At 46.2% G+C, this 20,936-nt stretch carries 20 protein-coding genes; 8 read left to right on the top strand and 12 right to left on the bottom strand.

The features are described 5' to 3' along the window. Positions 1-178: 178 nt before the first annotated feature. From H6F73_RS16805 to phaA, 4 genes are all read right to left on the bottom strand, one after another. Positions 179-1,123, bottom strand: a complete 945-nt coding sequence (locus H6F73_RS16805) for an SDR family oxidoreductase (protein ID WP_190759918.1) — start codon at positions 1,121-1,123, stop codon at positions 179-181. A gap of 168 nt (positions 1,124-1,291) precedes the next feature. After that, on the bottom strand, positions 1,292-2,146 hold the full coding sequence (locus H6F73_RS16800) for an alpha/beta fold hydrolase (RefSeq protein WP_190759917.1): 855 nt from the start codon (positions 2,144-2,146) through the stop codon (positions 1,292-1,294). Between the two features lie 71 nt (positions 2,147-2,217). Continuing rightward, a complete protein-coding gene (gene phaB / locus H6F73_RS16795; protein ID WP_190759916.1) occupies positions 2,218-2,940 on the bottom strand; it encodes an acetoacetyl-CoA reductase PhaB in 723 nt (240 codons plus the stop codon). A gap of 109 nt (positions 2,941-3,049) precedes the next feature. Next, on the bottom strand, positions 3,050-4,243 hold the full coding sequence (phaA, locus tag H6F73_RS16790; protein ID WP_190759915.1) for an acetyl-CoA acetyltransferase PhaA: 1,194 nt from the start codon (positions 4,241-4,243) through the stop codon (positions 3,050-3,052). A 385-nt stretch (positions 4,244-4,628) separates the two neighbouring features. Here phaA and H6F73_RS16785 point away from each other — a divergent pair, with 385 nt between their 5' ends. Continuing rightward, on the top strand, positions 4,629-4,892 hold the full coding sequence (locus H6F73_RS16785) for a hypothetical protein (RefSeq protein WP_190759914.1): 264 nt from the start codon (positions 4,629-4,631) through the stop codon (positions 4,890-4,892). A gap of 528 nt (positions 4,893-5,420) precedes the next feature. Continuing rightward, entirely contained in the window at positions 5,421-6,617 is a 1,197-nt protein-coding gene (locus tag H6F73_RS16780; protein ID WP_242072516.1) for a HAMP domain-containing sensor histidine kinase, read from the top strand. Positions 6,618-6,621: 4 nt separating this feature from the next. Here H6F73_RS16780 and H6F73_RS16775 read toward each other — a convergent pair whose 3' ends face one another. Further along, entirely contained in the window at positions 6,622-7,035 is a 414-nt protein-coding gene (locus H6F73_RS16775) for a response regulator (RefSeq protein WP_190759912.1), read from the bottom strand. 366 nt (positions 7,036-7,401) lie between these two features. Between H6F73_RS16775 and H6F73_RS16770 the strand changes: the two genes are divergently transcribed. Beyond that, the gene (locus H6F73_RS16770) at positions 7,402-7,938 is read left to right on the top strand and encodes a vitamin K epoxide reductase family protein (protein ID WP_190759911.1); all 537 of its coding nucleotides are present in this window, start codon (positions 7,402-7,404) and stop codon (positions 7,936-7,938) included. Between the two features lie 11 nt (positions 7,939-7,949). Here H6F73_RS16770 and phaC read toward each other — a convergent pair whose 3' ends face one another. From phaC to H6F73_RS16750, 4 genes are all read right to left on the bottom strand, one after another. Then, positions 7,950-9,020, bottom strand: coding sequence for a class III poly(R)-hydroxyalkanoic acid synthase subunit PhaC (gene phaC, locus H6F73_RS16765; RefSeq protein WP_190759910.1), 1,071 nt, complete (start codon positions 9,018-9,020; stop codon positions 7,950-7,952). 98 nt (positions 9,021-9,118) lie between these two features. Continuing rightward, positions 9,119-9,793, bottom strand: coding sequence for a class III poly(R)-hydroxyalkanoic acid synthase subunit PhaE (phaE, locus tag H6F73_RS16760; protein ID WP_190759909.1), 675 nt, complete (start codon positions 9,791-9,793; stop codon positions 9,119-9,121). 260 nt (positions 9,794-10,053) lie between these two features. Further along, a complete protein-coding gene (locus tag H6F73_RS16755) occupies positions 10,054-10,419 on the bottom strand; it encodes a cupin domain-containing protein (RefSeq protein ID WP_190759908.1) in 366 nt (121 codons plus the stop codon). A gap of 233 nt (positions 10,420-10,652) precedes the next feature. Beyond that, positions 10,653-11,699, bottom strand: a complete 1,047-nt coding sequence (locus H6F73_RS16750; RefSeq protein ID WP_190759907.1) for a hemerythrin domain-containing protein — start codon at positions 11,697-11,699, stop codon at positions 10,653-10,655. Between the two features lie 665 nt (positions 11,700-12,364). On the opposite strand from H6F73_RS16750, the gene H6F73_RS16745 reads away from it, so the two are divergent. Beyond that, positions 12,365-12,835 (top strand): DUF4079 domain-containing protein, encoded by a 471-nt coding sequence (locus H6F73_RS16745; RefSeq protein WP_190759906.1) that lies wholly within the window; start codon positions 12,365-12,367, stop codon positions 12,833-12,835. Between the two features lie 226 nt (positions 12,836-13,061). Here the strand turns inward: H6F73_RS16745 and H6F73_RS16740 are convergent, their stop codons facing one another. Next, positions 13,062-13,805 (bottom strand): DUF1997 domain-containing protein, encoded by a 744-nt coding sequence (locus tag H6F73_RS16740; RefSeq protein WP_190759905.1) that lies wholly within the window; start codon positions 13,803-13,805, stop codon positions 13,062-13,064. Between the two features lie 350 nt (positions 13,806-14,155). Here H6F73_RS16740 and H6F73_RS16735 point away from each other — a divergent pair, with 350 nt between their 5' ends. Together H6F73_RS16735 and H6F73_RS16730 are read left to right on the top strand one after the other, a co-directional pair. Next, positions 14,156-14,815, top strand: a complete 660-nt coding sequence (locus tag H6F73_RS16735; RefSeq protein ID WP_190759904.1) for an SDR family oxidoreductase — start codon at positions 14,156-14,158, stop codon at positions 14,813-14,815. A gap of 94 nt (positions 14,816-14,909) precedes the next feature. Continuing rightward, positions 14,910-15,548: a glycoside hydrolase family protein gene (locus tag H6F73_RS16730; RefSeq protein ID WP_347239556.1), complete on the top strand. Its 639-nt coding sequence runs from the start codon at positions 14,910-14,912 to the stop codon at positions 15,546-15,548. A gap of 244 nt (positions 15,549-15,792) precedes the next feature. Here the strand turns inward: H6F73_RS16730 and H6F73_RS16725 are convergent, their stop codons facing one another. Next, entirely contained in the window at positions 15,793-16,071 is a 279-nt protein-coding gene (locus H6F73_RS16725) for a hypothetical protein (protein ID WP_190759903.1), read from the bottom strand. Positions 16,072-16,662: 591 nt separating this feature from the next. Between H6F73_RS16725 and H6F73_RS26070 the strand changes: the two genes are divergently transcribed. Both H6F73_RS26070 and H6F73_RS16715 read left to right on the top strand, forming a co-directional pair. Further along, entirely contained in the window at positions 16,663-18,393 is a 1,731-nt protein-coding gene (locus H6F73_RS26070) for an S-layer homology domain-containing protein (protein ID WP_347239555.1), read from the top strand. Further along, a complete protein-coding gene (locus H6F73_RS16715) occupies positions 18,323-20,260 on the top strand; it encodes a CHAT domain-containing protein (RefSeq protein ID WP_190759902.1) in 1,938 nt (645 codons plus the stop codon). The genes H6F73_RS26070 and H6F73_RS16715 overlap by 71 nt, the downstream gene beginning before the upstream one ends. A 47-nt stretch (positions 20,261-20,307) precedes the next feature. Here H6F73_RS16715 and H6F73_RS16710 read toward each other — a convergent pair whose 3' ends face one another. Continuing rightward, entirely contained in the window at positions 20,308-20,742 is a 435-nt protein-coding gene (locus tag H6F73_RS16710) for a metal-sensitive transcriptional regulator (RefSeq protein WP_190759901.1), read from the bottom strand. Positions 20,743-20,936 lie beyond the last annotated feature (194 nt).

Here is a 20,936-nt window from a genome sequence, read left to right as displayed (position 1 = left end):
CCTGAATCGTTTAGTTGAAATCTACAAACTCAACTTTTCAATCAATACATCTGTCGAATAACAGATGATTTGTCGGAAAAAAAAATAATTGTTACGCTTGCTTTCTAAGGAATTGTGTTGAAAGGAAAGCTAACCTTGCAACACAATTCGTTTACGCGTTAGCTTCGCTTACTGCGCCTCACAGGAGAGAAAAATTCTTCGCCAGCCAGTCGCTAAGGCTCGGTATCACTAGATTGGTGAAGTCTCCATCAACTCTGGCATCGGTTGGAAAAGGCTCGTAAAAATTATTGCGATCATCTGGGGACTTCGCCACGTTGGTGCGCTGAGCCTGGAAGCCGATGAGCAGCAACAAGGAATCGGCCAGTTCGGGCGAGATCCGCTGTAGTGCATCTAGAAGTCTCGCGGCATCCCCCACCAAGAAGTCACGAGTTGGATGTTCGGCGACGTGGAGGATCGCATCAGCCACCAACCTGGGGTCGTAGTAAGGCGGTATCCCTGACGGCTTAACGCCTAGCTTCGTGAGACCATTATTCCAAAAGGGTGTATTGATGACTGCCGGTTTTACACTCGTGACGCTAATGGGTAGACCCTCATGTTGCAGCTCCACGCGCATCGCTTCGATGAATCCCTCGATCCCGTGTTTTGCTGCGGAGTAGGCACTTTGGTAGGGGAGACTTCGCAAGCCTTCCATTGAAGAAATGTGGATCAGCGCTCCCCGTCCCTCACGCTTGAGATGGGGTAGTGCCGCCATTGCACCGTATACCTGTCCCATGAGGCCAACATCAATGACTCGCTTAAATTCTTCCGGTGTGGTGTTGTCGAATGTGGCAAAGAGTCCAACGGCAGGGCAATGCACCCACGTATCGAGCCGGCCATAAACTTCAACCGTACGGTCTGCGATCGCCTTGACCTGCTCGAATACGGTGACATCGGCAACGATAGCGGTTGCCTCAGCGCCAAAGCCCTGAATCTCATCTACCAAAGACGCTAGCTTCGATTCACTGCGAGCCGAGACCACTAACTTTGCCCCTTGCTTAGCAAATTGAAGGGCTGCCTCACGTCCGATGCCGCTGGAAGCCCCAACGACGGCAACAACTTGCTGATTAATTGGCTTCAGTTGCATCGATGTTACTCCTTAAAGTTCTGATTACAAATTCTTTCGCTATGCCAAGTAGAGTCAATCTAGAAACGTTGAGTTTGCTAGACATCTAGAAAGTTTACTTCTCTTAATAATTACTTGACAGTAAACTTACCTACATCAGTCGCAAGGTTGACAGCGAGGAAGAGATGTCTAAGCAACAACTTGATTGAGAAACTTGCTCAGCTCGGCACTAAAAAGTTCTGGCCGCTCGACATGAGGTAAGTGACCGCAGTCGGGGAGCAAGGCGAGATGTCCTTGCTTTAACCGGCTCACTGCATCCTGTGCTTGCTCTTTTGGGAAAACCCGATCCTCCGTCCCCCAGATCACAAGCGTTGGCATCTGCAACTGCCCTAGCGAGTCGAGCAACACCTGGTACTGTCCAAATACATTCACCTGGGCACGCAGTGAGGACAGAGTAGCTTCCAGAAAACCACCCATCTGGGCCATCCGCTCTTGTTCCGCTATCCACACATCAGGAACCCGCAAAGGGTGAGCGAAAAACAGCGTTGCCCGTAACCAAGACCGCATCTTAGCGCCCGGAGGCGTTTTGCACCCAGTAATCGCCAGATCCCCATACACAGGGATTGCGAACTGAGTCAAAAGGGGGGTGACTGAGTAACCCAGTCCAGAACTGTCTACCAGCACCAAAGCTGCGACTTGTTCGGGACGCGACAGGGCAAAGCGTAGGGCAATCTGACCTCCGAGTGAATTGCCGGCTACCACTGCCCGCTCAATTCCCAGCGCCTCCATAAAATCAATCAGGAACTGCTTGAGAAACTCCAGGGAATACTCGCGGTTGGGTTTAGCACTGTCGCCGAAACCTGGAAAGTCCGGTGCGTAGACAGTGTGAGTTGTTCCCAGTTTGGGAAGCACCCAAGACCAATCCAAAGCGCTGGCGCTATCTCCATGTAGCAGCACTAACGGTAGACCCTCATTGCCGGCTTTAAAGTAGCGGGTGGTTAAACCATTTACATTAATTCGCCGTTCTTCAACTTCGATGTTCATAATTAGCTCCTATCATTATCTAAATGTAATTAGCGTGGGGATCGTCGCCGGCACTGGCTGAAATTTAACCCTCATGTGTAATGGGCACCGTTGACTCTCAGAACTTCGCCGGTTATGTAGCTACTAGCAACCGGCGAAAGTAAGAAAGCGACTGCCCAGGCAACTTCTTCCGGTTTACCGAAGCGACGAAAAGGAATCTCGGATACAATGCGCTCTTTGACTTTGTCTGGAACTGACTTGACCATATCAGTTTCAATGAATCCCGGTGAAACCGCGTTGATTCGTACCCCGTATCGCGCCGCCTCTCTCGCGAGGGACTTGGCGAAACCAATCACTGCTGCCTTAGATGCCGCGTAGTTGGTTTGACCAAGGTTTCCCCGCTCACCTGAAATCGAGGAGATACAAACAACAGAGCCTTCTGTGCGCTCGTACATCTTGGGGATCACGGGAGTGAGGGTGTTGTAAACTCCTTTCAAATTCGTGTCGATCACGGCATCCCAGTCTTCAGTTGTTAGTTTGGGAAAAAAGTTGTCGCTGGTAATTCCAGCATTCGCCACCACGCCATAAATTGGCCCTAGTTTCTCTTCAACTTGTTCTGCCACTGCTTCCATTGCTGCTTTGTCGGTGACATCGGCTTGAATTGCCAAAGCTCCCTGTTGAGCATCGCAATTACTGCGGTAGGTGTAGGCGACCTTGCTGCCTAATTCCTGCAACAAAGCAACAATGGCCGCTCCGATTCCGCGATTCCCGCCGGTTACTAAAATGACTTTATCTTCCAGTTTTAAAGAAGCCATGAGCTACACTCTTCCCTCTGTTCAGAATTAGAGATTTCTGAATTATCAAAAAAACAATCTGCCGGCATATTGAAATCTCCTTTTCACAATTGCTATTTAAAGCTTGAAATTAGCTAAGTCGCTCCAGCGCGATCGCAGTTCCGCCACCAGTTCCATGACAAACGGCTGCTATCCCTCGATGCCCATTTCGCTCCTGCAAGGCATTAAGCAGGGTGACGATAATTCGTGCCCCAGAAGCCCCGATGGGATGCCCTAGCGCGATCGCACCGCCATAGACATTCAGCTTTTCGTAAGGAATGCCCAGCACGCGATTAAATAAAACACTACTCAGCGCAAACGCTTCGTTATTCTCGAACAAGTCAAAATCGCTTACTTTCATTTTGAGCTTGTCTAAAAGCTTGTTGACTGCCAGGATAGGAACTTCGGGAAAACGCCAAGCTTCTCCACCGACCCAGGTTCCTCCAATCACCCGCGCTAGAGGTTTGAGGTTGTAACGTTCTACGGCGCTAGCGCTTGCTAAAACGAGAGCGGCTGCTCCGTCTGATATTTGACTGCTATTGCCGGCAGTGAACACTCCATTTTCTCGGAAAGCCGGTTTGAGTTTCGCAAGACTTTCTAAGGTAAGTTCGGGACGGATTCCCTCGTCTTTGTCTACGATTTGCAACCCTTTTTTCCCTTCAATCTCGATTGGAGCGATTTCTTTCTTCAGCCAGCCTTTTTCGGTTGCGATCGCTGCTCGTTGCTGTGAGTAGAGCGCAACGTTGTCCAAGTCAGTTCGCTTAACATCGTAAGCCTCTGCCAGCCGCTCAGCTTGCTCTCCCATCCCTTCAGCCGTGGTGGGATCGGTGAGACCATCGTAGAGCAAGATATCGGTGAGTTGCTCTGGAGAACCCAGCAAAAATTTGTAACCCCATCTCGCTCGATGTGATAGGAAAAAGCCGGTTTGGGACATCGATTCCATTCCCCCAGCAAGTACGAGTTCGGCTTCACCAGCGCGGATTGTTGTGGCAGCGTTCATCACACTCATCATTCCCGACGAGCAAACCATATCCACAGCATACCCGTTCACCGTCTCTGGAATTCCAGCCTTGAAAGCTGCCTGACGCGGTAAGGACTGCCCATGCCCCGCCCTGAGTACGTTGCCAAAGATGTACAAATCTAAAGCGTCCCTGGATAGTCCTGTTTTTTCCCAGGCTGCTCGCATGACATGGGCACCTAAGTCTACTGGAGAAAAGCCGGCAAGCACTCCTCCAAACCGACCGAGCGGCGTGCGTACTGTTGAGACAATATAAGCTTCTTGCATACTTCTTCACCGTTTTTTAGAGTGTTGTGTCTTCAAGCCCTACCAACTTAAAGCAAGAGGCTTGTGAAAGTGAATTTCATTGGGACTATCACAAAATATTCACCATTTATAAGAGCTTGCTCTGACTTTATCGTATTTATAATTTTCCTAAAATTTATTCAGTAATTTTTTAATAATCATTATGCATTTACAGAATATATCTCATAATCTTCTGTATTTCCAATAAAAATTTAGAAGGCGGCTTTTGCAAAAAATAGATGTTTAATTAAGATTCTTAATCTCATTGAAATTATCTCCTTAATTCACTAGAATGATTAATTACAAAGTTTGCCAAACAGTAGACAAGCCAATTTGTATCAAATAAGACAAGCAAAGGAGAAATGCAATGGTTTTGACAAGTAATTTCGACCAGTTCTTAAGACAGTTGAGCGAGATCCAGAGAGAAATTTTAAATAGCTGGTCATCTACCCTACCAAATATGCAAAGTTTCAACATGGAAAACTTTCGCGATACATTCGATAACACCTTAAAATTTCAGGAACAGGTGATGACGAGTTCTCTGGAGTTCCAGGCTTTGGTAGCTCGTCTGTCAATTGAAGCCCAGAAACAATTTTGGGAAAGCTACTTCAATATCCTACGGAAGCGATAACTAAAAAGAACTGGGTGGCTGCTAGAGTTGTCTTCAGTTTTCCTATATGCAGTTTGTAAAGTCATTATTAAATTTTTGGCTTTACAAACATTTTTCTGGTTTATTAAGAAAACCCTCTAATGTTTTTGAGAGATTTCTTAGGGTAAAACCCTGTTAAATGAAATATTTTTTTATTTAACTTTAATTTTCTTAACCTCAAAAAAAAGCAATTGTTTAAACTATAACTTGTCCGTTTTGCCGGCTCATCTACCTAAAGAAGGGAATTAATATTAATCGATTTGGCCGGCTCATCTACCTTGAGAAAGGACATAAGATTAAGCAGCTTTGTGACGTTGAATACAAAAAAAGATAATTTCTAGACTTCGACAACTTTGCTCTAATCCAAAGTGATAGAAACTGAACTGGAAGTTATGCTCTAGCAAGAAGTCACATAGTTTGGTAAATTGAGCAAGCGCTAACCTAAAATGATGCCAAGAGGGTCTTCTCACCTACTCCCTCTGCACCTAATCAAACATGAATTTTAGTCAAATGCTTGCTGAAAAAATAGATAAAATTACCAAAACCTGGGTTGAAGCAGTTCGTATCGATAGGCAGATTTCGAGTTCCAACAATTTACCTTACTCAGCTATACAAAATCATGTTCCCGACGTTCTCAGAGCGATGACAACCGTGCTTTCCCAATCCCAGGACAGCAATATTCAATCAATCGTGCAGAACAGCTTGGAACATGGCGTTCTGCGGGCTGCACAGGGTTTTGCTCCAACAGAAATTGCGCGGGAGTATCGTCTATTGCGCCAAGTAATTTTCTCGGCTTTAGAGACAGACTTACTAGACAGTACAGTTCGGGAAGTAATACGAGTTTATGATGTAATTAACGCCACAATAGACGAAGCGATTGCCCAGTGTTTTAAAAGTTATGTTGAGGAACGACTACGGGAACTTCAGCAGCTACAAAGTCAGGCAGAACTAACGAACCAAGAACTCACTCGTTTGGTAAAAGAAAATCAGGAGAATGTCTCTCAACTAGCGCATGAACTGAAAAACCCGCTCAATTCGATTATTGGCTACTCGGAACTGATTTTGCGCTCTTCACGAAGCACCCCTGAAGTTCAGGACAGCGTTCCCCATCTCGAACACATTGAGCGGGTGGTACGCAATGGTAGACAGTTACTGCGGCTGATTAACGATACATTAGAAATCTCCCGGTATGAAGCAGGGAAGATGAAACTGAACCCTGAACCAACAGATGTGCGGGCTTTAATCGACGATGTGTTTAAAATGTTGGAGCCTTTGGCTGCTGCGAAAGATCTACAGCTAGTCGTTAATTGCGAACAAGCTCCCGAAAAAGTGCTGACAGATCCTTTGCGATTGCAGCAAATTGTCACGAATCTTCTGAGCAATGCGATTCGCTATACACCATCGGGAACTGTTCAATTAACGTGCCAGATGCCATCTGATCACCAGTGGTCTATTGCAGTTCGTGACACTGGGGTGGGGATTGCACTAGAAGATCAGTCACGGATCTTTGACCCTTTCTTTCGAGCCGGCAATAGCGACACTCAAGTTCCCGATAGTACAGGCTTAGGGTTGGCAATTGTTTCACAGTTAGTCAAACTAATGCAAGGAGAAATAGAACTGGTTTCACAGGTTGGAGTTGGCTCTACCTTCACGGTCATCTTGCCGCTACAAGTCAAAATTTCTGCATCACAAAGTGCAATGCCATAATCAACTATTGAGGAGAATTTAGCATCGATTTCATCCGCAGCGAAGCTTTAATTCTTGCCATTAATTCCTCATACTCAATCGGTTTACGGATGAAATCATTAGCCCCTAAATCTAATCCGAGCGCTGCATTAGCATCTTCATACGCCGTGATTAGAAGAACAGGAATAAAGGGAAGCTTTTTATTTTCTCGAATGCGCCGAATTACTTCATAACCATCCATTCCTGGCATCATGGCATCCATCAATACTAAATCGGGTAGAGATGCTTCTATCTTAGCTAAGGCTAATTTGCCATTTGTAGCGGTATCAACCTCATAGCCTTCTTCCCTTAAAATCGCCTCTAGTAGAGACAAATTATCCTCTATATCATCCACAGCTAAAATGCGTACAGCTTGACGTTTATTTTGAAGCGGCACCATAAAATTAACCCTCTGTTTGAGTGAAAATGCGGATCAGAATTCTGTAATTTTGCCATCTCATACATAATAGTTGTTTGCTAGCTGACTAACCTCTTACCTTAGGGAAGTCTAAGGTTAAGCCTATCGAAACTAGTTAGAAGAAAAAGGAGATATTTTTAAGCCGGCTTGTATTAATAAATACACATATTTTTAATAGAGCGTTTTAAAACTACCTCCTGCGTAAGTGTACGCATTTAACAGGATTCTCCAAAATAGTAGGAAATTGAGCTGCAGCAAGCGCAGGGCGAACTCGTTGACGCACTACCTCGAAAACCCCCGCTTTTCTTGCTGCCTCGCCAACCCATACGTTATAGAGGATTGCGCCTTATGGAGCCAATACAACTGAGTGAGGAATTGCGTAAAGGAAAGAACCCCGACATGACGCGCCGGCGAGCAATTATCGGCTTGTCTATGCTCGGAGGTTCAATGGGACAACTCGTTACGCTCTACCAAACCGGCGTCGTCAGTCACCTACCCGATCCTCCAGGACAAAAGCTTTTCGATGCTGATCGCGTTGACGCTTCTAATTACGCTTACAGCCGGTTTAACTCACCAGATGGGCCAATCATGGTGGTTAACTACGCCCTCACGGCCTGGTTGGCTGCGGCGGGTGGTCTTGATCGCGCTAGGCGCAACCCCCTTCTCCCTATCGCAATGGGCGTTAAGCTCGTGCTAGATGGAGTTGTTTCTGCCGAGTTAGCGCGTGAAGAATGGAGCGAGAACAAAGCGTTTTGTGAGTATTGCCAAGTTGCGACGGTTGCCTCGTTGGCATCCATCGTCCTCGCAGCGCCCGAAGTTTTTACTGCTGTTCGCACCCTGTTCGGACGCCGCAACGAGAACAAGGAAGCAAGTATCAAACAATAACAAATACTGTTTTAGGTTCGCACTTTAAGCCAATCGGCGATCGTTGGAGGCAGGTCTCGCTGCACCTTACTACTCACGTACATCCCGATGTGGCCAACTGGGAAGGAGCGCACGGTGTAATCTTCACTACCAATATATTTTTCAAGAGCTAAGGAGGATGCTGAAGGAACTAGGTGATCCTGCTCGGCGTAGATATTCAAAATTGGTATGCGAATATTACCCAAATCGACTCGCTTCTTCCCGATTTCGACCTGACCTTTAATGAGTTTGTTTTGCTGGTAGAAATCTTTCATAAACTGCCGGTAGGCTTCCCCAGCTTGGTCAGGACTATCAAAAATCCACTTTTCCATCCGCAGAAAGTTGAGCAGCTTGTCTTCAGAGTCGATGGTTTCTAGAAGGTCTATATACTTCTGAATCCCTAACTGAAAAGGCTTCAGCAGTATAAACTCTAAGTTCAAGAAGTCACCCGGAATATTGCCCAGCGTATCCACCATAAGATCCACGTCTAGAGCTTGTGAACCCAGACTGCATCCACCCCAAACATTGAGAAGTCCCTCATTGATATGAAAATCAACTGGAGTCACCATAACAATCAGGTTTTTCACCTTGTCTGGGTAAAGGGAACTGTAGCAAAGACTGAAGGTTCCTCCCTGACAAATCCCCAACAAATTAATTGCCTCTAACTGGTGGCGAGCGCGGACTACGTCCACACAGTTATTGATATAACCATTGATGTAGTCGTCGAGGGTCAGCCAACGATCTGCTCGACTCGGATAACCCCAGTCGATGAGATAAATATCCAAGCCAAGGTTGAGTAGGTTCGCAACGAGAGATCGCCCTTCCTGTAAATCAACAATAGAGGGACGATTAAGTAAAGCGTAACTAATCAGGATGGGAATATTAAGCGAAGATTCCACCTTTGGCATAAAGCGGTAAAGCACCACCTTGTCCTCTCGGTAGACTTCTTCTTTGGGAGTCAACCCAACCTGAATGTCCTCCTCGCGCAGCCGGTTTAAAATCTCCATGCCTCTGCCCAGCTTTTGGGTTAGATCCCAATCGCTAACTTGGTATTTTGCAGTCATAGCGGATAGTCATTCAATCGCTGGTTTACTCTGATTATAGAAGTAGAAAAATACACTGAAGAGAATTACAAAGTTAAGACGAAGTAGTTTTTGATCATTCAACCTTTAGCCTGGGATTCTCCCAAAGCTTTGTTAAGGCTTTTAATTTCCTTACGCAACTCATAAATGTTGCGATGAATCTCGTCTACTTCGCTTCGAGTCGGCAAGTTATACATTTTCAAAAATACTTCCATGAGCTGTTGCTGCTGGAATTTATAGCTCATGGCTGCGTTTAAGAACTTCCCCTGGAGTGCAACAGCATCTTCTGAACCAAATTTCTGTGCAAATACTCGGTCAAATACGCGACTCCAGACTTGCAAAAGCTGCTGCCAGTTTTGAACGGTTTTACCCGTTTCCTCGGAAGATGCTAATTCCCGCATCAACTCCTCAAAGGCTTTCATCCAAACCTCAACCAGCTCCCCTTGATAATCAAAAGTTGCCTTAGTAAATTGTATCCAAGCATCAAAACCCTTTAGCAGTTTGTTGTTAAACTCACGGCTGTACCCGAAGTTTGGGCTTTGCAGAGCGCTGCCAAAGGTTTTTTCATAGATGCTCCAATAGAGTTCAGTTATTTCGAGAAATGCTGAGTGTTCGCCAACCATCGTTTTGCCGGCAATCTTTAATGATTCCTCTATTGATTCTGCCCAAAGCTGAGCTAATTTTTGCATTCCCTTCAGGTAAATTTGCCACAACTCGGCCTGATCTGGAGTCGTCTTTACATCTGAGCTATTCATGTTTATCTTTCTACCAAAATAGAAAATCTCGAATAATAGATTATTTCTTGGTTTAACCAATTATTATCCTTGAGCCTTAAAGGAGCCATCAGTCTGAGGGCTTGTTTGGCTTTGGATAGCTAAATTCGATTTAATTTATTGATTGTGACAATCATTTGTTTAAGCCGGCAATCGTTTCAAAGCCTTTTTTTTTAAATCTTTTGCCATTATATGTTGGTAACGGTAAATAACTCGTTAACCAACATAATAGGAGTAAACCTTTAAATTGAATCCCGACAGACAGTATCGGGCGAAAATGCCGGCAGGCAAACAGCAATGTATTCTGCTCCTTCTTCAGTCGGTGTGCTGTAACGCACCCACTCTCCTTTTTTCGTAATCACAGCCTGTCCTGCACGCACCTCCATTTTTCCGCCTTCAAACTCGACGCTAAGCGTGCCTTTAAGAACTATAGTAAATTCATCAAACTCCGGGCGTTGCCCCGGTTCAACCCACCCGCTCGGAGAACGCATGAGAGCGATGCTAAGTGCTTCGGTTTCAGTGTTAACCCGACCGATGTACTCGTCAATCAGTTTGGGTTTGTTACCGGCTGCTTCAATACGGACTGGTTGTTCAATGAGTTGTGGCATAAAAAAACAATGATCATTCTAACGAGGTAAAACCCGATAGTTTCATAAACTACCGGGTTTAAGCTTAACATGGAACCCAGAAAGCTTTTCTTGAATAAACTGAAATTTTGGGCTGTTAAAACTGATCTCAGCTTTTTTACTGTTCTAGCAAATGCTTGAAACTTTGCTTGAGCATTGTTAGTTAACGCTCAACAATAGCTTTCTCAGCCCTCAGTCCATCAAAATGCTTGGTCTTATTTCATAGAGGCTGCCATTTCTTCCTGAATTTTCTTTTTAGCGGCCTTGAATTCAGTTGCCATTTGCTCTTTTTGCGAGTCGTTGCAATTTTTATCGATTGCTGCGAACATCGTGCTTTCTTCCTGACGAATGTGATCGCCAACAGCCTCCATGAGCTGTTTTACTTTTGAGCGGAATTCGTCGGCTGAAGCGGTATCAATAGACTTGATTTCGTCTAGCATCCGCTTCATTTCTTTTTGCTCATCGAATAGCTCTTGAGTATTATCGTCGCCATAGAAGGAGCGAACTCTTGGATAGACGATTTCTTCTTCAGCTTGAGCGTGTGCTAACAAATCTTTGTAGAGTTGTGCGAAATACTCTTGGAGCTTTTGAGGATCTTTCGTCGCTCCAATTTCGGTGAAGATAGTATTCACCTTATTGTGATCCAGACGGATAAGGGTCTGGATATTCATATCCTCTTTGTCAGTATTTTGGGTCATGACGCTGCCGGCAACACCTGAAAATGCAGCGATCGCGTCTTGCACCCGCGCCCAGAGTCCTTGATCTGGATCTTTGCCGGTCATTTCGCGGACACCCACCAATTCAAGCATTCCTTTGAGTTGTTCTTGATGAGCGCGACCCTCAAAATTGACGGTATTTAAAGGCCCAATTGCGACTTCAATATCAGCCCCCACTACCTGCGCGGCTTTGTGGATAACGATTCCACTCATGGCTTGACCATGTTTGAGCAGTTCATGCTGAATCAGCCGCTGGTAGTAAGACAACCCCTCGCCGGCCATCATCTGCTCAAACTGCTGAAGAAATTTCTTGGTTGCATCATTCGACTCAGACTGGATGCCGTATTGAACGATTACAGTCTCTACAATGCCTAGGTTTTTTTGGTCATCCTCAAGCATATTTTGGAGACGTTCACGAATATCTTCGTAAGGGCAGTCCGCCAATAGTTTTTGATCGTTAGAGATCACAAATTTTTGAAATGCTAAGAGGTCTGCCAATCTTTCGCCAATTGCCAGCCGCTTTGTATCATCTATCGTTGTAGCCATGTTGAGTTCTCCTTCAAGAAAATAATCTGATTGATATTTAAATCTGTGCTGAGCTAAATTAGCTCAAAACGAGTGTCCCAAATATTTTTCATAGAACTCCAAGAGGCATTGTTCACACTTTACGTCGAGAATCGGCTCGAACAAAATTACCTTACTCATGGAAATTATGCTCGTCAACGATTCCGCTCTGAGGCGTGAGCGCCAACAAGTCAGAGTTTCATTGGGTTATTTTTCAAGCGGTAAAAAAAACTTGAATACTTTAATTTTGCAGCGGATTTAATTTTCGTCCACCCAACCAAAGTTAGATATTTCGACTACTCCTGTCAAGGAAAGTGAGTACACGAGTGATTTGGGGATCAAAGATGTGGCGTAGACTGATTTGCTTCTGGAAGTTCTAGGGGAAGAGATCGTTCGATTCCCGAAGAAAAACTCCTCATTCTACTCAACTCAGGTTCAATCGAAATTATCGCTCTACCGGCTGTCCTGCTGATGCTGCTGTGGCAAATTAAGTGCGAGCGCGAAGAGGGAGTCGGTGGTGTCGGTGCCGGCACTCTATTCAGGGCCGGCTCACGTCCGCCCACGATTAGTAGCAATGGCAACTACACCTAAAGTGAGAGCGATTATGATAATTTTTATAAAGTTCCTTAAAAAATTGTCCGAATCCTATGAGCTTGGAAATCCCGGCAGAAGTTAAAGTTTGGAGCCAATTTATCCACCCCATCGTGATGTGGGTGCTGTTCGCGGCTTCTCTTTACGCCCTGTATTTGGGTGTGCTAGTCCGGCGCACTCGCAACGCAGACGGTGAGAAAAAGAAAGAGCTAATTAAAGGTAAGTTCAATGTCAAGCACTACCAAGTCGGTTCGTTGCTCTTAGGGGCGATGGTTGTCACCACACTAATTGGCATGGGCGTGACTTATATCAATAACGGTAAGCTGTTTGTCGGGCCTCACTTACTGGCCGGTTTGGGCATGACAGGACTCATTGCCGTTGCTGCGTCCCTGTCGCCTTATATGCAAAAAGGACAAAATTGGGCGCGATACACCCACATCGTTCTGAATTTAGCGCTGCTGGGTTTGTTTGGGTGGCAGGCTGTAACCGGCATGGATATTGTTCAAAGGATTATCAGCAAAATGTAATGGGAATGGGGAATGGGGAATGGGGCATAGGGCATAGGGCATGGGGCATGGGGCATGGGGCATGGGGCATAGGAGAAGGGAGAGGGTGAATTCTGATCCAATGCGCTATTCCCGTACCTTTAGGTTGGCGCAGCCATTCCCTATGCCCTAGTGAATTCTGATCCAATGCGCCATTCCCCATGCCCATACCTTTAGGTTGGCGAAGCCTTGCCCCATGCCCAATGCCCTAATGACACTGTTCGCAAGTGGCCACATTCCGCTTCTGAGAAGATTGTTTCTTAAAGAATTCCAACGCCGGCTTGCCTAAAGACGCGTGAAAATCTTCCTGCACTTTATGGGTTAAGCAGCGGGACACTTGTTTAACGATTTGGGCTAACAACCGATCCCCATTATTTTGAATCGTGGACTGGGGCAACGCCCGGATAAACTTGGGCAAGCACACGCCAACGGCTAAGTCTAACTTCCACTCCACGCGAGTCATGGCAGTGCTGAGTTTGCCGGCTTGTCCTTGTGTGGCATCGGAAAGATCGGCGGGGACTTCTACGAACGTTTGGGCGGCTTGAAAGTCAACTTCATAGCCTGGAGGGGTATAATTCGGCACAGGGATCGTCTTGATCAGGTAAACGCCGTCTTGCTGCGGTAACAAGTCAAGACCCACTTTCGGCTCTACCTGATAGCCAAGCGCCCCAAATCGCCCGACTGTCAAAGCATAACCGCTCTCTCCAATGGGATCTGCTTTCATCGGATGAGCGCACCGGCGAAACCAATCTTGGTGGGCGTCAAAATAGTTGGCAACGGTTTGAGCGCCGGCATACATGACCATGCTGCCAACAAAGCGTGTACGAAACCAGATCGGTTCCGCCGCTTCCGCTGAAGTGGCTTCTGATTGCTCGCTAACTGCGATGGAGGCTGGAGCTAAAATGGCATCGGGAGCTTGAAACATTTGAGGTTGACTGGCTTGCGACTGCATGACACCCTATCCTTGAGATGACTGCGGTTTGCTTAGATTGAGAATGCTGTGAGGCGACAGTTGTTTCCTACTTTAGATTTCTGTGCCCGGAAGCGAAATCCGTAATTTTGCCCGAGTTTTGAGCGATTTCTAACCAACAGTAGAGGCTGTACTGAGAAATTCCTGTTTCAATCACCATAGATGGTTCTAGAAAGCTCTCTTGTGCTTGAATTACGGCCTGGTTTGTGATCTCTATCAATACATATATCTTTAAACAAGAGTATGGCCCCCCTATCCAGAGAAAGAAAAGGAGAGATTTTTACTTTAGCGTTCACCCGTTGCGATTAACCACTAACAACTAACAATTACTTATGAAAGCATTTGTAGCAGGAGCTACCGGCCAAACAGGTCGCCGGATCGTCAAAGAGCTAGTCAAACGCCAAATTCCCGTCCGGGCTTTGGTTCGGAATGTAGAGGCTGCTAGAGAAATTTTGCCGGCAGAGGTGGAATTCGTGACTGGGGATGTTCTGAACGCAGACAGCCTCAGCGCTGCGATTGGCGACAGTACGGTCGTGTTGTGTGCCACCGGCGCAAGTCCTGGTTTCGATCCCACCGGCCCTTACAAGGTGGACTTTGAAGGTACGAAAAATCTAGTGGATCTTGCTAAAACAAAGGGAATCCAGCATTTTGTTTTGGTGTCTTCCCTCTGTACCTCCCAGTTTTTCCATCCGCTGAATTTGTTTTGGCTAATTTTGGTGTGGAAAAAACGCGCGGAAGAGTATATCCAGAGTAGTGGGCTGACTTACACAATTGTGCGGCCTGGTGGTCTTCAGAATGAGGATAATGATTTGCCGGTGAAGATGTCTTCAGCGGATACCCAGTTTGATGGCAGAATTCCCCGGACAAAGGTGGCGCAGGTGTGTGTTGAAGCGTTGTTTCAACCGGCATCCCGTAATAAAATTGTAGAAATCGTTGCAGCAGCAGAGGCTCCTGAGAAATCCTTTGAGCAGCTATTTGCCAGCGTTGCTTGATTTGCGGAAACTGCCGGTCAGCCACTGGAGTTACCCTTTGTTGAGTAAGTGTGCGGGTGACGCACGAGGGTGAGTTTTGGAACTGACAAGTAACGTGACCAGACTCAAGCGTATTATTGCCGGCAGTGCCGCTGCTGCCGGTTTGGTTTTTTTGCTATCGCACTGGCCGGGGGATCGGTGGCCGCAATCGGGTTTTGACTATGTTGTTAAGCCCCAACCGCTGGCAATGCGCGGCGGCGATCCCTATGTGCGGGCGCTGATGCGAACGATCTCGGCCAGTGAGTCTAATGTTTCCAGACCTTATTCTGTTCTGTATGGCGGCGAGGATGCAGGTGATTTGAGCGATCATCCTGACCGCTGTGTGAGGATTGTCAATGGCCCGAATGTGAATAATTGCACCACGGCTGCCGGTCGCTATCAGATGCTGACAACGACGTGGCATGAAATGGCACAACGCTACCATCCTGATCCGTCGCAGTTTTTGTTTTGGCACTCCTACAGTTTTGAGCCAGAGTTTCAAGATGCGGTGGTTTACGCTTGGCTGAGTGACTTTGAGGCTTGGGGAACGGACATTCCCGAACTGCTGCGCCAAGGAAGATTACAAGAGGTGTTGAAATTGCTTTCTGGCACTTGGACGAGTTTGGGCTACGGAATCGAAGACAATTCGATGACCGGCTCTTTACCGGCAGTTTATCAAGAAATGTTGCAAGAGGAGCTGCGGACGGCAAGCTGAACGTTTGTTGAGATGCTGGCGAATGCCGGTGTCCCCCGCTGAATAAGGGGACAAAATTTTACTGCTTCCGTATAAATACTAACTTAATAATAAAGTCTATCTCTTCTAAAATCGGAATAAAAAGCCGACTCACAAAAGCGTACATCCATTCACACCTAAATAACCTTTGAATACACATTAAAAGTAATTAACCGAAAGATTAACAACTAGCAGGCAAATTATGCGAGATTGAAGTCACTATCACTTAACAATAGCCAAGAGATAGCAGTAAGCCGTGACATTCATTCTCTTGGATCTTGCCGGTTTCGCACAGCTCCAAAAGTGTGTCTGCTAGAACATAAAGCGCAATCGCCCGGTCAATGTATTCTTTCGCGCTGGCCATTCCCTCTTCAATAGTTTTGTAGGCTTGCCAATTTGTGCTGGTTTTGTGTCTCGCTGGTGGCAAGCACTTGATCGCCCATCCGCCTTCTAAAGGCATTGCTAAAATTAACCAGTTGTGATAGCAAACGTTCCAAGTTTTCATATTTTAATTCTCTCCTGGTGTTTTAAGTTTATACACTGCATCCTGTTTCATAGTATCGGGGGCTTTTGTTTAGCAGAAAGTGATTTATTCCTAGGAGGAAGGGTGATAATTGTATGGCGGGTGGGTGATAAGTGACTTTAAACCCATGTGATCCAGATCATTTTTTTTAAGGTGCCGGTGGCAATTGCACTTGATGCATGAAAAATATGAAGAAATGTAAAGCGAGGTTGTGAGCCGGCATTGGCACTTTCCGCGTTTGTGCACCCCTAAGAGAGCTTTCAGACAGGCTTCGCAGTATGGTTTTAAGGTTAACGAGAGTTGAAACTTTTCTTTTGAAAAAGCTATGGAATCCAGATTGAGCCAAAAATTAAAAGATTAGTTAAAAATCCACTAAACAATAAGCTGAAATTCAATAATAAGACCAGAGCCTCAAGCAGGCTCAAGCAGAGCGTGATCCCATCAGGTGAGCCTACTCTGACGGTTGCCTACCTTTGAGCTGTTTCATGGGTTTTATTATATAAATCGCCAATGCCACAAATTTTGGTTTCTAAGCTTATAATCTTGAGTCTAATGGGCGCTACTGCGGTTGTTGTGAGTTCTCAAACCAGCCACGCACAGCCGGCAACCCCTGAACCACCTGCTTTGCTTGATGAAGAGATTGTTTCGCCAGCGCAACCGGCAGCCTCTATTTCATTACAAAATTCACTCATTGCTTCTCAACCGGCATCTTTTGCAGAAGCAGTCAAAAAAGTCACTTCTTTTAAGCCGGTTATTTCTAACTCCCGCCTTTTGAAGCAGGAGTTGCCGCAAGTCTTTGCAACCAGTCGCGCTGAGTTATTGATGCCGGCACTCACTGCCCCACAAGTTGCTCAAACACCGGAGTTGTTGGCGCAAGATTTGACATTTTCAGATGTGCGGGATCACTGGGCACAAAGTTTTATCGAAATCCTTGCCGCTCAGGATATCATTCGCGGGTTTCCTGATGGTACATTTCGCCCTGAAGCGCCGGTGACGCGGGCGCAGTTTGCTGCACTGATCCGAACAGCTTTTGCTAGAAATTCGGTTCGTAGCCCGATTCAATTTACCGATGTGCCGGCGACTTATTGGGCTTATGATGCAATTCAGGAAGCCTACAGCATTGGATTTTTAGAAGGCTACCCCAATAATGTGTTTGCGCCGGATCAAAATATTCCTCGCGTTGAAGTATTAGTCTCGCTAGCAAATGGATTGAATCTAGCAAAAACGGGTGAGACAACAACAATTTTAACCGGCTCGTTTCAAGATGCTTCTAGTATTCCAAACTACGCCCAAAATAGTATCGCCGTTGCCACAGAAAATCAACTAATTGTCAATTACCCTAATGTGCAAAATCTCAACCCCAATCAAGTTGCCACACGGGCGGATGCAGCAGCTTTTATTTATCAAGCATTGGTAAGCAACGGCGCAGTTCCGCAACTGAGCGTTTCTGACAGGGCATCTCAGTATATTGTGGGTTACGAACCCCCACAAACGCCGCCTCCGCCCATCGCCTCTAGCAGTGGCGGTGAAGCGCCGAATTTAACACCACAGCCAATTGTACCGGGACGAGAACAATTTGTACCAGAAAGAATACCCCTTCGTCCAGTTCCCCAAACTTCGCAGCGACAGCGATTACTAGCATCTCCTGGGACAACTTCTGTTACCCCATCTGCTTATGGCAAATCTTGGAGAAGCGTTGGTGTTGGTGCCGGTTTTCAGGCGCGAACTCGGTTTACAGATGAATCTGATGGGGGAATTGCTGTTGGGTTCGGATTAGGGAACGCTCAAAAAGCGGTAGGTTTGGATGTTGGGGTTGCTATTTTTAATCTTTCAGATAGTTTTGGGGATCGCGGAGGCGTAAGTTTCAAATTGCACCGTGCCCTTCCCGATGATTTTGCGGTGGCAATTGGGTGGCAAAATGCGATTGTTTGGGGTTTGACGGATGCCGGCAGCAGTGTTTATGGTGTCGCTAGTAAAATGTTTCGTCTTCAAGATAGTACGGAAAAACCCTTTAGCCGGCTATATCTTTCTGCGGGTATCGGGAATGGGCAATTTCGCTCTGAGTTTGATATTAATGACAATAGCGATACAATCGGTGTGTTCGGCAGTGTTGCAGTGCGAGTGGCTCAGCCGGTGAATGCAATTGCTGAGTGGACGGGGCAGGATTTAACCCTAGGCGTTTCTTTTGTTCCGTTCCAGAACGTGCCTTTAGTCATTACGCCGGCAGTTACGGATGTTACGAACAATGCCGGTGATGGGGCGAGATTTATCCTCGGTATCGGTTATGGATTTTATTTTAAATAGGTTAAATTCTATGAAAAAATTCAAGTTTTTACGGAATTTTTGTTTAGCTTTGCTCTTTGTTTTAGTTGCTGCCGGTCCGGCTCTCACCCAAAGTGGAAACCAGTCCGATGGCTTTCCGAATCTCCCTGATACGACTAACGTCTTTCCTGATCCCCCAGAAACTCCTAATAGCGGTCCTAATCCTCCAGAAACTCCTAATAGCGGTCCTAATCCTCCAGGAGGTCCTAATAGCGGTCCTAATCCTCCAGGAGGTCCTAATAGCGGTCCCAATCCTCCAGGAGGTCCTAATAGCGGTCCTAATCCTCCAGGAGGTCCTAATAGCGGTCCCAATCCTCCAGGAGGTCCTAATAGCGGTCCCAATCCTCCAGGAGGTCCTAATAGCGGTCCCAATCCTCCAGGAGGTCCTAATACTCCCCCAAGATTTAACTCATCTACAGATCCCTCACAAAGAACTAATCCAACCGCTGAGTCTTCAGAAACGTCTGGCTCATCGGGTTCGTCTGGCTCATCTAGTTCGTCTAGCTCATCTAGCTCATCGTCAGTAACCGCAGGAAAAGAAGTTGACAGAGGCGGTTTTGAGGCGATCGTAGAAGGTGGACAGACGGATCAGGCAGTCCAGGCATTTGAAGAAGTACAAGCGGTAGATTTTGGCAACCAACTTGGCACAGGGCTTTATGGAAAAGCGCCGACAATTGATGAGATCGCAAAAGCACTGTGTAATATCCATCAAGCCACGGGTAAAAAGCCTGCCATCAATTATGTTTTTGCCGGCGAAAAAGGGTTGGATACTTTAACAATTTTTCCGCAATGCCTAACAGCGGCTACTGAACAAGTTAATGAACCATTTGCTCGGAAATTCACCCCCGAAGCAAAGCGACCTACTCTTGAAAAAGTTCTGCAAGAGTTCCGTTCTCAAGTTACCAATTCCAGAAATATCCGCAGCACCAGTTACTTAAAATCTGCTCAACAACTTTATCAGTGGATCATCGCTCCGATTGAGCCTGAATTACAAGCGAACAATATCGATATTATTGTATTTGCGATGGATGCTGGTTTGCGCTCAACGCCAATCGCAGCTTTGCACGATGGCAAACAGTTTCTCATTGAAAAATATGGAGTTGCTTTAATTCCTAGCTTTGGCCTAACGGACAGTCGTTATATCAACTTGAAGGACGCGCAGGTTTTAGCTATGGGGGCTTCAGAATTTACTGAGCAAAATCCTTTGCCGGCAGTGCCGGTGGAGTTATCTGAAATTGTTGGAGAGGGGGGAAAGTGGAGCGGTCAAAAGTTGCTTAATGAAGCGTTTACTCTCGAAAACTTTAAATTACTAAACAGGCAGCAACATTTCCAGATTATTCACCTCGCCACTCACGGAGAATTCCAACCGGGAAATGTCAGTAATTCTTATATCCAGTTTTGGAATGAGAAACTCCGGATGAATGAATTGCCACAAATCGCCCAAGAATTAGGTTGGAATGCCGCTTCCACAACGCCGGTGGAACTGCTGGTTTTGAGTGCTTGTCGAACTGCCTTGGGAGATGAACAGGCGGAATTGGGTTTTGCAGGATTAACCGTTCAAGCCGGCATCAAATCGGCTTTAGCAAGTCTTTGGTACGTCAGTGATGCCGGCACACTCGCCCTAATGAATGAGTTTTATAAACAGTTGAAACTAACAGCGAATAAGGCAGAGGCGCTTCGGCAAGCACAATTGGCTATGTTGAAAGGAACCGTTCAAGTTGAGGCAGGTCAGTTGCGGGGTTCAGACCAGCAAGTTCTTACTCTACCCAGCGGTGTGGCAACGAAAAGTGTGAATGTATCGCATCCCTATTTCTGGTCTGCGTTTACATTAATTGGTAATTGGAACTAACAGAAGGAAAAAGGGAAAAAATGATTCACTTTTTCCTTTTACCTTTTCTAGTTTTTTGTTCCCGAATCTTTTTTCTTTTCACGAGGCAAAAATCGGTCTAGCGCTGCTTTTAATTCCTCAATTTCATCATCAATATTTCCCTCTTTTGCGGCTCGTGCAATACATTCGGTTAAATGCTCATCTAAAATGATCCGGGCCACGCGATCAAGCGCCCCCCGAACTGCGGCAACCTGAACTAAGACATCTGGACAGGGTTTGCTTTCCTGCACCATTGTCTTAATGCCCCGGATATGTCCTTCAATGCGAGAAAGCCGGTTCACAAGGCGTCGCAGGGATTCTTCAGTGTGAACGTGATGGTGAGCGGTATGGCCATCCCCATGAGTGTGAGCGCTGTAGAGGTCGTCTTTCTCCTGAAGCCGGCCCAGTTCATCTTTGCCGGCTAAGGACAAGGTTTTATCAGTTAACGAGTTAGTTCCAATCATTCGTTTTGAGCTGCATAGTAAATAAGATTCTAGCCTAGGGGCAAAACCAAGTTCTGAGTTAGAGAAAAAGTTAAAGCGTTACTGCGAACTGGGTGATATCCCTGTGCGACTTTCCCCGATCCTGCATTGGGGTTGAAATCCGTCAGCCTTGGGGGTCACAGAATTGTCAGAATAGCTGTAGCAATACTTTTCGT

The sequence above is a fragment of the Microcoleus sp. FACHB-68 genome (assembly GCF_014695715.1).
Lineage (GTDB): Bacteria > Cyanobacteriota > Cyanobacteriia > Cyanobacteriales > Oscillatoriaceae > FACHB-68.
This window is presented reverse-complemented; position numbering and strand designations above follow the sequence as displayed.